Below are 14,371 nucleotides of genomic sequence, written 5' to 3'. Positions count from 1 at the left end.
CAAAAATTAAAAAGCAAACTCCTCAACACTTGCCAAAGCTTTCGGCAATGCATTCTCAGCAAAATCAGGAATCGCAGTTCCTTCTACACGAAAAGTAGTAACATCCGTAATACCTAAAAAGCCTAATACCGTACGCAAATAGGATTCTGAAAAGTCATAACTTTTATAAGGGCCTTCAGAAAATATAGCTCCGGAAGCAATAGATAAGAACACTTTTTTATCTGTCAATAATCCTTTTGGACCATTTTCATCATAACTAAAAGTCTTCCCTGCCCTTGCCACCTGATCGATCCAGCCTTTTAATACAGCAGGAATTCCAAAATTATAAAGTGGCACACCAATTACAATAATATCAGCCTCCAAAAGATCTTTTACTGCTGCATCTGAATATTTAAGAGCGTCTTTTTGAGGTTCTGTATGAAGTTCTGTCGGTACATAAATCGCACTTATATGCAAATCAGTCAAGTATGGCAAAGGTGTTTTTGAAAGATCAAGTGTTTGCAGCTGAATTTCATTGTGTTCTGCTTTCAGTTTCTCCAGAATAGCATTGGATAATTTATTACTAAACGAGGCATCTCCTTTGATGCTCGTTACTATATTCAGAATTCTTTTACTCATGATTCTATTTATTTTGTTTACAATACAAACTTATCTACATTTGCTATCTCTTTTATAGTACTATCCTCAAGGATAGCGCTATCCTTGAGGATAGTCACATGATAATATGAAAACAAATAGCGAATTAAAAAAAGAAAAGTGTGGAGAACCGGAAGAGTGTCTGGCGGCATTACTACCTGTTAGAGATGCATTAGAAGTTTTAAGCGGCCGATGGAAATTGCCCATTTTGATTGCATTATCAAACCGACCTAAACGATTTAAAGAGATTTCTAAGGATATAAACGGAATCACAGATAAAATGCTTTCAAAAGAACTTAAAGATCTGGAGATAAACAAATTGGTTACCAGAACAGTTTATGATACTTTTCCTCCAACTGTTGAATATGCCAGAACAGCTCACAGCCATACTTTATATAATGTGATTGGAGCCTTAAATGAATGGGGAACATTGCATCGAAAGGAAATTATTGGTAAATAGCTTTTGTTTTTTTCTTATCAAAAGCAAAATTTTCATTTGGTTAATCAAAAGAACCAGATCAATAATAGTTTCTTTTAATTTCCACGAAAATCAATATTTTATCTTAAATTAGTGTACCAAAAAACTGACACAGTTTTTTAGAAGTTTTGTATGAATTCATTTTAAATCCAATAAAAATGATTGACTCAAAAATACCCGAAGGTCCACTAGCTGAAAAATGGAGCCATTACAAGGCAAAAGCAAAACTTGTAAATCCGGCCAACAGAAAAAAACTAAACATTATTGTCGTTGGAACAGGACTTGCCGGAGCTTCCTGCGCGGCTTCTTTGGCTGAACAAGGTTATAATGTCAAATCATTTTGTTTTCAGGATTCCGCCAGAAGAGCCCATTCTGTAGCAGCACAAGGTGGCGTTAATGCGGCTAAAAACTACAAAAATGACGGCGACAGTACGTTCCGAATGTTTTATGATACGATAAAAGGCGGCGATTTTAGATCCAGAGAAGCTAATGTTTACCGTTTGGCAGAATGTTCCGCTCATCTTATCGATCATGCTGTAGCGCAAGGCGTACCCTTTGCCAGAGAATATGCCGGTTATTTAAACAATAGATCTTTCGGAGGGGTTCAGGTTTCAAGAACATTTTATGCTCGCGGACAAACGGGGCAACAACTTTTATTAGGGGCTTATCAGGCATTATTACGTCAGGTTTCATTGGGAAAAGTTGATTTAAATACCCGTCATGAAATGCTTGAATTAGTTGTTATTGATGGAAAAGCCAAAGGAATAATCGCCAGAAATCTGGAAACGGGAGTGATTGAACGCCATGCGGCAGATGCAGTTGTTTTAGCTTCCGGTGGTTATGGAAAAGTATATTATCTTTCTACGTTAGCAATGGGCTGTAACAGCTCGGCCATTTGGAGAGCTCACAAAAAAGGCGCTTTTATGGCTGGTGTAAGCTGGATTCAGTTCCACCCTACTTCACTTCCCCAGCATGGAGAAAACCAATCGAAACTGACTTTAATGTCGGAATCTTTGCGAAATGACGGCCGAATCTGGGTTCCAAAAACAGCCGCTGACGACCGAAATCCGAATACAATTCCGGAAGAAGAGCGTGATTATTATCTGGAACGCAAATATCCTTCTTTTGGAAATTTGGCTCCAAGAGATATTTCATCCAGAGCCGCAAAAGAGCAAATCGATGCCGGACATGGTGTCGGACCAATGAAAAATGCCATTTATCTCGATTTTTCGGATGCCATAAAAGCGCAGGGAAAAGATAAAATCGAAGCCAAATACAGCAATCTTTTTGCGATGTATGAGAAAATTACCGGAATCAACGCTTACAAAGAACCGATGCTGATTTCACCGTCGGCACATTTTACGATGGGCGGACTTTGGGTTGATTACGAATTGATGACCACTATTCCGGGCTTATTTGCTTTGGGAGAAGCTAATTTTGCAGATCACGGCGCTAATCGTCTTGGAGCAAATTCTTTACTTCAGGCCTGTGTTGATGGCTATTTTATTGCACCTTACACCATTCCGAATTATTTATCAGGGGAATTAAACGCCCCAAAAATTGATACTTCTCATCCCGCTTTTGAAGAAGCTGAAAAAACAGTACAATCGCAATTAAACCGGTTTTTGAGCAGTAAAGGAACGCTTTCAACGGATTATTTTCATAAAAAAATTGGCCGATTATTATATGAAAAGTGCGGACTCTCAAGAAGTAAAGAAAAACTCGAAGAAGCACTTGAAGAAATTAAAATTCTAAAGTCTTCTTTTGAAAAAGACTTATTAATTACCGGTGATGACAAACTTAATAGCGAATTAGAAAAAGCCGGAAGAATCGCTGACTATATAGAATTAGCCGAATTAATGTGCCATGATGCCCTACAGCGCGAAGAGTCCTGCGGTGCTCATTTTAGAGAAGAATATCAGACTCCCGATGGTGAAGCGGTTCGAAATGATGCCGATTTCTGTTATGTCTCGGCCTGGGAATGGAAAGGAAAAGAACAGCAACCTGAACTTCATAAGGAACCGCTTGTATTTGAATCCGTTGAACTTGCTGTGCGAAGCTATAAGTAATTGTGAATTGTTAATTGTAAATTATTAATTAACAATCCATAAGGCTCCATTTTACAACTTGCAAGCAATTCATAATTAACAATTTATAAATAATAATTAGCTATGAAACTATACCTTAAAATATGGCGACAATTTGATACTTCTTCCAAAGGAGAAATGGTAGATTATGAAATAGACAACGTTTCAGAGCATATGTCTTTCCTTGAAATGCTAGATCTTTTGAACGAATCCCTGATTCAAAAAAAAGAACGTGTCATCGAATTTGATCACGACTGCAGAGAAGGTATTTGTGGGCAATGTGGTGTTATGATTGACGGACGAGCACATGGACCTTTAAAAAACACTACAACCTGCCAGCTTCATATGAGAAGTTTTAAAGATGGTGACACAATCTATATCGAACCCTTTCGTGCAAAAGCTTTCCCTGTACTCAGAGATTTAAAAATCAACAGAAGTGCTTTTGATAAAATCATCACAGCTGGCGGATTTATTGGTGCTTCAACCGGTCAGGCACCAGAAGCTAATAGTATTCCTATCTCCTATGAAACCGCCGAAGCTTCTTTTGATGCTGCCGCTTGTATTGGTTGCGGAGCCTGTGTAGCGACCTGCAAAAATGCAAGTGCCGCTTTGTTTACAGGTGCCAAAATCACTCATTTAGCTTTGCTTCCGCAAGGAAAAATTGAAGCCTCCAAAAGGGTTTTAACCATGGTTCAGCAAATGGATGCAGAAGGTTTTGGAAATTGTTCTGACACCAGAGCCTGCGAAATCGAATGCCCTCAGGGAATTTCTATTCTCTCAATTGCAAAAATGAATGCCGAATACACTAAAGCTTTGATTTTCAGAAAATAAAGCAGTAACATTTAAAATTTTATGAAAATAGAACTTTAAAAATTACTGCCTCATTACATCTAATAAAAGTTCGATTTTTTTCAGTTGCACAAACTGTACTCTGTCTTAATCTTTTTTATACAGCCTTTCCTGCCCATCTGGATAAATTCTCTTAATGCCTGTGATTTCGTTTTTTTCTGAAACAATTTTAATGCGGAAATCATTATCTCCATCAAACATAAATAAGTCTTGCTCTAAAGGAATCAATAAAAGAGTAACGATATTGTTCCATCTGTAATACAACTTATTGTCTTCGTATACAAGCTCAGATTTTCCAAATTTACCCTGATACGACTTTAAAATTGCAGGATCAACACTTAAAGGTTTTTGTCTGTTTTTAACAACTGGAATAAACCAATCAAGATTGTTGCCGACTGAATCTTTATTTTTTAATGACAAATTTTGCAAAGCCAGCAAATGAGAACTGTTTACAGCTTCTTCACTTTTACATAAAACATCTGGCATCACTCCTTTTCCTTCAAAATCCTGATTAGTAATAGGGTCTTTAACCTCTCCAAAAGGTATATTTATAGAAAAACCGTTTGATAAAACTTTTCGATCAATAGGATGAGCTCCTCCGGCTGTTTTTTCACCTACAATAGTAACACGTTTTAAGTTCTGCAGTGAATAACTCATCCATTCTGCAGCAGAAAAAGTAGAATTGCTTGTTAAAATATAAATATCGATATCAGCAAGGCGTTTACCCGGAACAGAGGGCAAAAGCCACATTTCGCGCTCTATTTTTTTTCTGCCTTTTTCATAGTAATAATATTTGTATAGAGGTAATTCCTTACCAGAATAAAAATAGCTGCTTATAAATTGGCCCATTTCCATAGCGCCCCCATTATTTTTACGCAAATCTATTATTAAAGCATCTGTATTCTCAAAAAAATGCATAGCAGCAGCGGCGGTTTCACTTGCTATTGCAGGATCTTCAAAATAATCAAACTCTAAATAGCCAATGTTTCCTTCAAGAATTCGTGTTTGCTGAAAGCCAAAATTTCTCTTTTTTGCCTCAGTTAATTCTTGAGCCTTAATTTTTTGTTGTATCTCTTTATTTCCTTTTTTTTGTTGGTCTGCCGCCCATTCCGGATCAGACATTACTCTAAAGTGCAAATCTTTACTAAATTCTAAAAGGTCAGTTGTAAGTTTAGAAGCAAATTCAGTTGGAATTATGATATTTTTATAGATTCCCTTTTTATAATTCTCATTTAGTTTTTTATTTATATCCGAAATCGCGTTTGGTCTTATGTAAAACTCCTGGAGTTCTTTGGCAAGCGAATCAATAATTTGCTTTTTTTGCAATTCACTTAAAGTAACCTCTTTTGTAGTGGAGTCTTTTTGCGAGTAGGTACAAATTGATAATAATAGTATTGCGAAAGTTAAAATGTTTTTCATTTTATAAAGTTTTACAGTTGGAAATTATTTTATGAAGTAGTTTGTCAAGCAATGTAATTTCGTCGAGAGTTAATCCACTAAGTGCTGTTTTTCGATTAAGTTTAAAAATAGGAGTCAATAAAACAATGGTCTTTTGACCTTTCTCAGTTAATAAAAGCTTAGATTTTCTTTTGTCTGATGCATCTACTTCTCTAGTCAAATAATCTTTTTGAACCATGAGCTCTATTATTCTTGTAATGGAAGCATTGTCTTTGAAAATTAATTTTGCTATTTCTATTTGAGGTATTCCTGGGTTATCATTTAAGATAATTAATACTAAACATTGATCGACTGTAATATCATTTACAACCTTTTGTATGTTTTTTTGACAAATTTTCCTGTATTCTTTTATCGCCTGCTCTATCGTATAAAGTACGGTTCCGGTTGGAGTTTTCTTTTGCATATTAAGTCACTTAGCTATAAATCTATTTGATATATCAAATATAACTATTTATTTGATATATCAAATAGATTTGAATAAATTATTATTCTCATCGAATTTATCCGCATACATAAAAAAACCCGACAGGTATTATAACCTTGTCGGGTTTTAACAGTAAAGAAACAAAGCTTTTATATACTTCTTTGTACAATTATTTTTTAAGCTATCTTACTCTCATTACACACAAAATCGCAGAGCAGCAAAGTCTAAAGCGTAAAAAACATCGTGTCTTAGTGCCTTCGCAGCAAATCACACAGCAAAATAAGGCGATAAAATATCTTCAAAATTATACAACCCTTTTTGTTTGTCTTTTAGATTTTCGGCAACAAAAACAACGCCGCTTCCAAAAGCTTCTCTTGAGATTGATTCGTGAATTAGTCTAACCGTTTGATAGGGAAATCCGAAGATCACTTCATGTTTGCCTACGATTCCTCCTGCTCTAACAGAATTAATATTTTCTTTCTCAACATCTAATGCTTCTGCAATTTTTATTGCGGTTCCTGAAGTTCCTTCTTTCTTTTTAAAATGTTCTTCATTCACTTCAATATCCACCCAGGGTGCAATTTTCTTCAAAAACTTAGCTGCAAAAAGTAAATAATTCACTCCAAGTGTAATATTCGGTGACCAAAAAACAGTGGTTTTAAGGGATAATTTCTTTAATAACTGAAGTTCTTTTTCTTTATAATGAGAAATAGCCGAAATGATTTTAATATTCCTTGTCGCAGCCAGTTCTCCATAATCGTAAATTCCTTCATTCGAAGAAAAATCAATAATAACATCAACAGGGTGTTTATCTAAAAGCTCTTCTATTGATGTTTTAGAACTGGAATAAATTAATCCGGGTTCATCTGACTGAATTCCGAAAAATTCCGGAACCGATCTGTGTTCTAAAACGGTACTTTGTCTTAAAACCCACTCTAAGCAAAATTTTTTATTTTCCAGCAGTATTGATGCTACTGATTTTCCCGTCTTTCCGAATCCGATTAGTCCTATTTTCATAATTTATTTTTTTATTGGGCGAAATACCCGTTAACAGAAATTGACATTTTTTGAAGTTTTTGTCAAGTCTAAAATTTAATTATTATCTAAGCTGATAATTATCCTCTCTCGCTAAAATAGAAATATTATCACAGGAATACTAGCAAAAAGTGGCATTTGTAACAATTAAAACCGTAGTTAATCAGAATAATAGTGCTAATTTTTTTGTCTGCGCATTTTGGAATTAATTGCTCTTCTATTATTTTCTTTCTTTAAATAAAGAATTCGCAAATTTGGCAGATTAAAAAGTGCTTAATTTTTCATTATCCTATTTTTAGAAAAACCATGATAAAAAAAAAGATTTCTTAATATCCAACTAAACAAATTTTAAGTAGTTTTATGGTCTGATTGTCCCAAACAAAATCAGTACATAATGGCCTACAATAGCAACGAATTAATGCGTTTTTTAGACGCGCAGAATAAATTATACCTATCAGCGCTTTCTGAAATTAAAAAAGGTAAAAAAGAATCTCCTTGGATGTGGTTTGTTTTTCCTCAAATTAAGGGAATGGCCTCTTGTGATACCTCAAAATTTTACGAAATTAAAAATGCCGACGAAGCGATAGCTTTTCTGGAACATCCCATTCTTGGAAAACATTTGATTGAAATCACAGAAGAATTAATCAAAAACGAAGAAAAAACAGCAGCAGATATATTCGGTAATCCTGATGATGAAAAACTACAATCATGTTTGACTTTATTCGCCAGCATTCAAAACTCGGAACCCATATTTCAGGAGGCATTGCATAAATATTTTGACGGATCATCAGACTTTCATACGTTACAGCTATTGTACAGCAATCTTTAAAAGCATTGAAAACTTAACTTAAAAATCTCAAAAAGATAAAGTGATTTCCTTTCGTTTCTAATTAAGATAACTATATTTGCAACACTGTTGCGTTTGTTATAATTCGCATAGTTCTCCCAAAAAGAATGAAAAAGAAAGTTATTATTATTAATTTTTTGATGTCTCTAATGGTATTGTCCGCAATGCTGTTTCAGACGGTCCATTCTTACGAACATCTTTTAACACAGTTAACAGAAAAGCATTGTGAGCATCATACCAGTGCCAATCAAAAGGAAATAACACATAGCCATTCTGTTGATACTAAATGTCAGATTTGTCATTTTGCTTTTAGTACTTTTATTCCGAATTCTTTTCAGTCCTTATCTTTTGAAAAAGTACAAATTGAAACTTCTAGCGTATTTCTATATACAAAATCAGTTTCAACTTTCTTCAAAGGCAGTCTTTTTGCATTAAGAGCACCTCCTGCTCTTTAAGCATTACCTTCAACATTTTATAAAAGCCATACTTGTTTGTCCATTTTCTACATCTGGACGAAAGAAAATTGTATTTATAGCTCTTATCCAATTATCGATAAGCTATAAAACGGCATTTTTTAAATATTGAAATTAAGCTATTGTATTAGCTTCAATACATAATCCTTCTTTTTTCCGCAAACCCGATAAAGCACTGTTTACGAACAGAATGCTCCTGTCGTTTTACGGTTTCTATTCATTCAAACTCATAATCCAAATCAATAAAATTATGCTTACAGCTGAGAATCTGACTAAAAAATATGGCGACCAAATCGCGCTTAACAAACTCAATCTAACAATCAAAGAAGGAGAAATATTCGCTCTTTTAGGGCAAAATGGAGCTGGAAAAACTACCACTATCAATCTGTTTCTGGGCTTCATTGAACCTACGAGTGGAGAACTGGAAATTAATGGTGTTTCGGTAACTGAAAATGCTCAGGAAACAAAAAAATTCGTTGCTTACATTCCCGAAACAGTGATGCTTTATCCGAATCTTACGGGCATGGAAAACCTTAAGTTTTTCTCGTCTTTGGCCGGATTTAAATATTCTGATGGTGAATTAACATATTTCCTAAGCAAAGCCGGACTGCAAACAAGGGCACATCATCAGCCACTTGGTGGTTACTCAAAAGGAATGCGTCAGAAAGTAGGTATCGCCATTGCCATTGCAAAAAAAGCGAAGGTTCTTTTGCTAGATGAACCTACCAGTGGTTTAGATCCAAAAGCTTCTAATGAATTCTCCCAGATCCTAAAAGAACTTTCAGCTGATGGAACCGCTATTTTAATGGCTACACATGACATTTTCAGAGCACGTGAGGTCGCCACTCATATCGGAATTATGAAACAAGGCAATCTCGTCACCATTATTGAGGCTGAGAAAATATCGGCAAATGAACTTGAAGCACTTTATTTACAAACTGTTTAAAAGGAAAAGTAGTTTCCATCAACCAAAAATGAAAAATTTACTTTCCTTTTTATTCTTATTTATAAGTGCACAATATCTGCATTCACAAGCCATTAGCAAAAAAGTCAAAGACAGCCTTGCTCAGGATTCCATTCAAATGGAAAAAAATGAATTACAAACTGTTGAAATCGTGGGACGATCGACACGAAAATACAACAGCGACTACTCTTTTTCTGCTACAAAAACGGCAGCATTAAATAAAGATATTCCACAGTCAATTTCTACAATTACCAAAGAATTAATTGCTGATAAAGGTGCTTTTTATTTGGCAGATGCCGTAAAAATGGCCAGTGGTGTTATTCCCGCCAGTTACTACAATCAATACACCATTCGCGGTATCAGTCAAAATGAAGAGGGCCAAATTATTAACGGAATGCGAACCAGACAATATTATTTTCTACAACCTTTGACCACTAATATCGAACGTATAGAAGTTATAAAAGGGCCTTCGAGCGCCACATTCTCGTCTGTAGACCCGGGTGGAAGCATTAATATGGTGACCAAAAAACCTTTGGCGACAGACCGAAAAGAAGTGAGTCTAAGTGTTGGCAGTTTCAGTACACTTCGAGGAACATTAGATTTTACAGGGCCGTTAAACGAATCAAAAACACTTTTGTATCGTGTAAATGGGGCTTATCAGGAAGCCAAATCGTTTCGGGATTTGGTCAACAATAAGTCATTTCTGCTATCACCCTCTTTCAGTTACATCCCGAATGAAAAAACGGCTATTAATACCGAGTTGATTTTAAGCAATATGAACGGTACTCTGGATCGGGGGCAGCCAATTTTTGGTGCCGTTGCCGGAAAAACCGATTTAAACAAAACACCAATCAGTTTAAATTTAGGCGCTGCGAGTGATTTTTTCAAATCAAAAGAAATGATTTTGATGACCAACTTTGCACATAAATTCAATTCTAAAATTGGTTTTAATGCCTCCTATATGAAACAAACCTGGACAGAGGATCTTCAGGAACACCGCACAACCAATGCTTTTGCGGTTGATATGAACAATAAGCCGGTAACAAGTCTGGCCATGATGCAGTTTGTTCAGCGTGAGCAAAATTGGGATATTGACAATTTAAGCGCCTATTTTAACTTTGATTTCAAAACAGGAAAACTCAATCATAAACTACTTACAGGATATGATTTAAGCAGTTGGAACAAAAATAAGGGCGGTGGGCAAAATGCAGCGCGTGGCTATCTATTAAAAGACGGAACTGTAGCCGGTTCATTTATTCCGGCAAATGCAGATAACTACCAGACTACCACTATTGATGGCGTTGTAATGCCGAAACCCAATGTAGATTATTTTAATTTAAATAATCCGTCTTATAAAATCACAAGTGCTGACGATTATACTTTAAATGTTCGAACTGCTTTACCGTCGGCTTTAACCACAACAAACGCCCTTTATATTCAGGATCAGATTCAATGGCAAAGAATTACCTTTTTACTAGGCCTAAGACAGGAATGGTTTGAAGATATTACCAATTACGAATCAAATAATGAACTGACCGTAAAGAAATCGGCTTTGCTGCCGAGAGTTGGGATCACTTACGCCATAAACAAAGCCATAAACGTTTACACCACTTATCTTGAAGGTTATCAGCCACAATCGAATACCGTTACTTTGATGCCGCAAACAGGTAGCTTACCCGCCGGAAGTTTGTTTGATCCTCTGGAAAGTAATTTAAAAGAAGTAGGCTTAAAAGCGGTCTTTCTTAATAATACGATGAGTTTCAATGCAGCATTATACGAAATCAATCAACGCAATATTTTGATGAATGCTAATGATCCCGCTAATCCTGATTTATTGGTAACAAGAGGAGCTGAACGCAGCCGTGGTTTTGAATGTGATTTGGCTGGATATATTACACCGCAGTGCCAGATTAATGCTTCTTACAGTTTCATCGACGCTGAGATAATCAATGATCAGAACCCTGCACTTATTGGTGCAAGAAAGCAAAATACACCAAAAAATAGCGCCAATTTATGGACACGCTACAACTTTGCTGCAGAGACTGTTTTAAAAGGTTTTGGCGTTGGTTTCGGTATGCAATATCAAAGCAGCAAAATACCTTGGTTTACAAGAGATTTTACTCTTCCTGATTTTACGATTTTTGACGCCGCTTTGTATTATAAACCCAATAATAGCAATATTCAGATTGCGGTCAATGCAGGCAATTTATTTAATAAAACGTATTGGTTAGGTGCTCAAAACTATTTGAGATTGTTTCCCGGAAGCCCACGAAACGCAAGCCTGACAGTAACTTATAAATTTTAACTGGCATGAAATCCATACATATAGAACTTTTAATAGCAAAACATTTAAGGAATACGGTTTTTAAAAATTCGGCCGTATTTATAATCTCATTATTTATTGGTGCTCTCTTACTGTTTGCAGCGATATCGGGTTGGGAAAACTACAACAGCCAGAACGAAACCAGTGAAAAGTACCAGCACCAGTCACGGGAAGACTGGCTGAGCAATCCGGATAAAAATCCCCATCGGATGGCGCATTATGGAAATTTTGCCTTTCGCAAAAGCACCTCTTTAAGTGTTTTTGAATTTGGAATGGAGCCTTTTTTCGGGAATGCCATATTTCTTGAAGCGCACAAACAAAACACAGCCAATTTCTCTGAAGCCGGATTCTCCAACAGTATTATGCGTTTTGGAGAAATTAGTATTGCAATGGTTTTTCAGGTTTTATTGCCACTGTTGATTTTTTTCCTCGGATTTAATTCGGTCGCAGCCGAAAGAGAAAACGGAACACTAAAACTTCTTTTAAGCCAGGGAATCAGTTGGAAACAGCTTTTATTTGGCAAAATACTTGGGGTTGCGAGTGTTATTATGATGCTTTTTATACCTGCAGTTTTAGTACTTATTTTCGTTTGGATGCTCCTTCAAAACTTTACCATTTCAACGGATGAAACGATAAAAATGCTTTTGTTTATACTCTTTCATTTTGTTTACCTGTTGTTTTTCTGCGCGATTGCGGTTCTGGTTTCTGCTTTAAGCAAAACATCAAAAAAAGCACTGATTTCCTTAATTGGAATCTGGCTGCTCTTCACTATTATTTTGCCGAGAACAACACAGGCCGTTGGAGCTTACATTTTTGAAGCACCTTCGAAAGTGCATTTCAATAGTAATATTGAAAAAGATATTCTGAAACAAGGCGACAGCCATAATCCAAATGATCCGCATTATAAAGCAATCAAAGATTCCTTATTGCGCGCTTACAAAGTAGATTCGGTACAGAAACTTCCTTTTAATTATTCCGGTTTTATTATGACCGAAGGGGAAAAAATCAGTTCAAAAATTTACAATCAGCACTTGAAAGATTTACTTCAAATTTATGAAACGCAAAATAGTTTTTCGAAAGCCGTTTCGTTTTTAAACCCTTATATCGCCATGAAAAATTTATCAATGGGATTATCCAACACTGATTACGATTCTTATATCGATTTTCAGAAACAGGCTGAAAATTACCGTTATAATATGGCTCAAAAAATGAATGCGTTACAAATTAAATACATCAGTAATAAAAAGCCGGCACCAACAGACAAACCAATCACAATTGACAAAGACCATTGGGCCGATATTGATTCTTTTCATTATGAGCCAAAAGGAATTCTGACTGTTTTAAAAACCGAACTCCTTTCAGTTATCTCCCTAATTCTCTGGATTCTGCTGCTTTTTGTTTTTATCAAAATCGCAGCTAAAAACCTAAAAGCCATTTAATATGTTAGTATTACTATTTAAAAATTTCATCCGTTCGAAAGGAACTAAAATTGGTTTGCTTTTTTTACTGCTCATCGGTTTTATAAGTCTCTTAATTGGTTGTCAATTTCAACAAAAACAACAGCAAAATATAGCAGAAACAGCGCTTTATCAAAAAGAGCATATTGCAAGAAATGCAGCTTTTCATAAAGATGAAATGGGGCTCTTGCTGTATTACATAAAATTTTCGTTGGTCAATAAAACATTACCCATAAACAGTCTTGCTATCGGGCAACGTGATGTAAATCCGTCGATACAAAGTGTCACGATTCGTGGTTTGGAAGCACAGAAATATGATTCGGAGTTAAATAATCCCAATAATCTGTTGGCTGGAAATCTTGATTTTGGTTTTGTACTTATTTATCTTTTTCCGCTTTTGATTATCGCTTTTTCATATAATATCATTTCCGAAGAAAAAGAAAGCGGTACCTGGAAAATTGTTGCGACCCAGAGTTCCAATATAAATTTTTATATCCTGAAATTGTTTTACATCCGAATAGTAAGCCTAATTGCGGTGCTTACCGTTGTACTTATAATTGCGGCGTTTTTTCTGAGTATTCCATTAGATCAATCTTTGCTTGTCTTTTACGGACTTGGTATTTTATATATTCTTTTTTGGTTTTCGGTTAGTTTCTTTATTGTTTCACTGCAAAAAAGCTCAAACTTCAATGCTCTAATTTTATTGACTATCTGGCTTTTTATGATCATCATATTACCTGCTGTCATCAACTCATACATTGTCAATAAATATCCGGTTCCCGAAGCTTTAGAACTAACTTTAAAACAAAGAAATGCCTATCATGAAAAATGGGATATGGATAAACAAATTACACTTGACAAATTCTACACGCATTATCCGCAATTTAAACACTATCCTTTGCCAAACACCGAATTCAGCTGGCTTTGGTATTACGCGATGCAGCAAATGGGCGACGACGAATCGGCAATTCAATCCAGAGAATTGGAGTTGAAACTAAAACAGCGCAATCGGGCCAGCAAACTTATAGCGCAGTTTGTACCAACGCTTCATACGCAAATACAACTGAACGAGATTGCTAAATCTGACTTAGGAAATCAGCTTTTATTTTTAAAGGAAACTAAGCAATTTCATGAAAAAATGCGATTGTATTTTTATCCTAAAATATTCGATAATACTCCCGAAAATCAGGAAAAATGGGAGAAATTTAAGATTGAAACTTTTGAAGATAACTCAAAATTAGATTTTGCAAAAGCGTTCCTTCCTTTGCTCCTGTTCAATTTAATTTTAATGAGTTTTGGCTGGCTAAATTTCAATAAAAAAAAACAAACTTTCTAAGTTT

13 protein-coding genes are annotated in these 14,371 nt (G+C 35.5%); 9 read left to right on the top strand and 4 right to left on the bottom strand.

Features of this window, described 5'->3' with window-relative positions; all coding sequences use genetic code 11:
• Positions 1 to 6: 6 nt before the first annotated feature.
• Positions 7 to 618: an FMN-dependent NADH-azoreductase gene (locus AC3ITQ_RS14835; protein ID WP_489234948.1), complete on the bottom strand. Its 612-nt coding sequence runs from the start codon at positions 616 to 618 to the stop codon at positions 7 to 9.
• A gap of 106 nt (positions 619 to 724) precedes the next feature.
• On the opposite strand from AC3ITQ_RS14835, the gene AC3ITQ_RS14830 reads away from it, so the two are divergent.
• The 3 genes from AC3ITQ_RS14830 (at position 725) to AC3ITQ_RS14820 (ending at position 4,032) form a co-directional block, all read left to right on the top strand.
• The gene (locus tag AC3ITQ_RS14830) at positions 725 to 1,096 is read left to right on the top strand and encodes a winged helix-turn-helix transcriptional regulator (RefSeq protein ID WP_489234947.1); all 372 of its coding nucleotides are present in this window, start codon (positions 725 to 727) and stop codon (positions 1,094 to 1,096) included.
• A 176-nt stretch (positions 1,097 to 1,272) separates the two neighbouring features.
• Entirely contained in the window at positions 1,273 to 3,183 is a 1,911-nt protein-coding gene (locus AC3ITQ_RS14825; RefSeq protein WP_489234946.1) for a fumarate reductase/succinate dehydrogenase flavoprotein subunit, read from the top strand.
• 102 nt (positions 3,184 to 3,285) lie between these two features.
• Positions 3,286 to 4,032 carry a succinate dehydrogenase/fumarate reductase iron-sulfur subunit gene (locus tag AC3ITQ_RS14820; protein WP_489234945.1) on the top strand — a complete coding sequence of 249 codons (747 nt, stop codon included), beginning with the start codon at positions 3,286 to 3,288 and terminating at the stop codon, positions 4,030 to 4,032.
• 105 nt (positions 4,033 to 4,137) lie between these two features.
• Here AC3ITQ_RS14820 and AC3ITQ_RS14815 read toward each other — a convergent pair whose 3' ends face one another.
• From AC3ITQ_RS14815 to AC3ITQ_RS14805, 3 genes are all read right to left on the bottom strand, one after another.
• A complete protein-coding gene (locus AC3ITQ_RS14815) occupies positions 4,138 to 5,469 on the bottom strand; it encodes a S41 family peptidase (protein WP_489234944.1) in 1,332 nt (443 codons plus the stop codon).
• A 1-nt stretch (position 5,470) separates the two neighbouring features.
• Entirely contained in the window at positions 5,471 to 5,911 is a 441-nt protein-coding gene (locus tag AC3ITQ_RS14810) for a MarR family winged helix-turn-helix transcriptional regulator (protein ID WP_489234943.1), read from the bottom strand.
• A gap of 288 nt (positions 5,912 to 6,199) precedes the next feature.
• On the bottom strand, positions 6,200 to 6,949 hold the full coding sequence (locus AC3ITQ_RS14805; protein ID WP_072971019.1) for a 4-hydroxy-tetrahydrodipicolinate reductase: 750 nt from the start codon (positions 6,947 to 6,949) through the stop codon (positions 6,200 to 6,202).
• Positions 6,950 to 7,361: 412 nt separating this feature from the next.
• Here AC3ITQ_RS14805 and AC3ITQ_RS14800 point away from each other — a divergent pair, with 412 nt between their 5' ends.
• The 6 genes from AC3ITQ_RS14800 (at position 7,362) to AC3ITQ_RS14775 (ending at position 14,367) form a co-directional block, all read left to right on the top strand.
• On the top strand, positions 7,362 to 7,796 hold the full coding sequence (locus tag AC3ITQ_RS14800) for a DUF1810 domain-containing protein (RefSeq protein WP_489234942.1): 435 nt from the start codon (positions 7,362 to 7,364) through the stop codon (positions 7,794 to 7,796).
• Between the two features lie 125 nt (positions 7,797 to 7,921).
• Positions 7,922 to 8,269 carry a hypothetical protein gene (locus AC3ITQ_RS14795; RefSeq protein WP_489234941.1) on the top strand — a complete coding sequence of 116 codons (348 nt, stop codon included), beginning with the start codon at positions 7,922 to 7,924 and terminating at the stop codon, positions 8,267 to 8,269.
• 268 nt (positions 8,270 to 8,537) lie between these two features.
• Positions 8,538 to 9,233, top strand: coding sequence for an ABC transporter ATP-binding protein (locus AC3ITQ_RS14790; RefSeq protein WP_489234940.1), 696 nt, complete (start codon positions 8,538 to 8,540; stop codon positions 9,231 to 9,233).
• Positions 9,234 to 9,261: 28 nt separating this feature from the next.
• A complete protein-coding gene (locus AC3ITQ_RS14785; protein WP_489234939.1) occupies positions 9,262 to 11,556 on the top strand; it encodes a TonB-dependent siderophore receptor in 2,295 nt (764 codons plus the stop codon).
• Positions 11,557 to 11,561: 5 nt separating this feature from the next.
• Positions 11,562 to 13,013: an ABC transporter permease gene (locus tag AC3ITQ_RS14780; RefSeq protein WP_489234938.1), complete on the top strand. Its 1,452-nt coding sequence runs from the start codon at positions 11,562 to 11,564 to the stop codon at positions 13,011 to 13,013.
• Position 13,014: 1 nt separating this feature from the next.
• Positions 13,015 to 14,367: a DUF3526 domain-containing protein gene (locus tag AC3ITQ_RS14775; protein ID WP_489234937.1), complete on the top strand. Its 1,353-nt coding sequence runs from the start codon at positions 13,015 to 13,017 to the stop codon at positions 14,365 to 14,367.
• Positions 14,368 to 14,371: the final 4 nt, after the last annotated feature.

The organism is Flavobacterium sp. KH_001, from assembly GCF_057840745.1.
Note: the sequence above shows the minus strand (reverse complement) of the source record. Positions and strands in the feature narration are given on the sequence as shown.

Excerpts from the sequence above, each read along its gene's own strand:
- AC3ITQ_RS14810 (WP_489234943.1), bottom strand. The coding sequence starts at position 5,911 with ATGCAAAAGAAAACTCCAACCGGAACCGTACTTTATACGATAGAGCAG.
- AC3ITQ_RS14790 (WP_489234940.1), top strand. The coding sequence starts at position 8,538 with ATGCTTACAGCTGAGAATCTGACTAAAAAATATGGCGACCAAATCGCG.
- AC3ITQ_RS14815 (WP_489234944.1), bottom strand. The coding sequence starts at position 5,469 with ATGAAAAACATTTTAACTTTCGCAATACTATTATTATCAATTTGTACC.
- AC3ITQ_RS14780 (WP_489234938.1), top strand. The coding sequence starts at position 11,562 with ATGAAATCCATACATATAGAACTTTTAATAGCAAAACATTTAAGGAAT.
- AC3ITQ_RS14785 (WP_489234939.1), top strand. The coding sequence starts at position 9,262 with ATGAAAAATTTACTTTCCTTTTTATTCTTATTTATAAGTGCACAATAT.
- AC3ITQ_RS14795 (WP_489234941.1), top strand. The coding sequence starts at position 7,922 with ATGAAAAAGAAAGTTATTATTATTAATTTTTTGATGTCTCTAATGGTA.
- AC3ITQ_RS14820 (WP_489234945.1), top strand. The coding sequence starts at position 3,286 with ATGAAACTATACCTTAAAATATGGCGACAATTTGATACTTCTTCCAAA.
- AC3ITQ_RS14825 (WP_489234946.1), top strand. The coding sequence starts at position 1,273 with ATGATTGACTCAAAAATACCCGAAGGTCCACTAGCTGAAAAATGGAGC.
- AC3ITQ_RS14835 (WP_489234948.1), bottom strand. The coding sequence starts at position 618 with ATGAGTAAAAGAATTCTGAATATAGTAACGAGCATCAAAGGAGATGCC.
- AC3ITQ_RS14805 (WP_072971019.1), bottom strand. The coding sequence starts at position 6,949 with ATGAAAATAGGACTAATCGGATTCGGAAAGACGGGAAAATCAGTAGCA.
- AC3ITQ_RS14775 (WP_489234937.1), top strand. The coding sequence starts at position 13,015 with ATGTTAGTATTACTATTTAAAAATTTCATCCGTTCGAAAGGAACTAAA.
- AC3ITQ_RS14800 (WP_489234942.1), top strand. The coding sequence starts at position 7,362 with ATGGCCTACAATAGCAACGAATTAATGCGTTTTTTAGACGCGCAGAAT.
- AC3ITQ_RS14830 (WP_489234947.1), top strand. The coding sequence starts at position 725 with ATGAAAACAAATAGCGAATTAAAAAAAGAAAAGTGTGGAGAACCGGAA.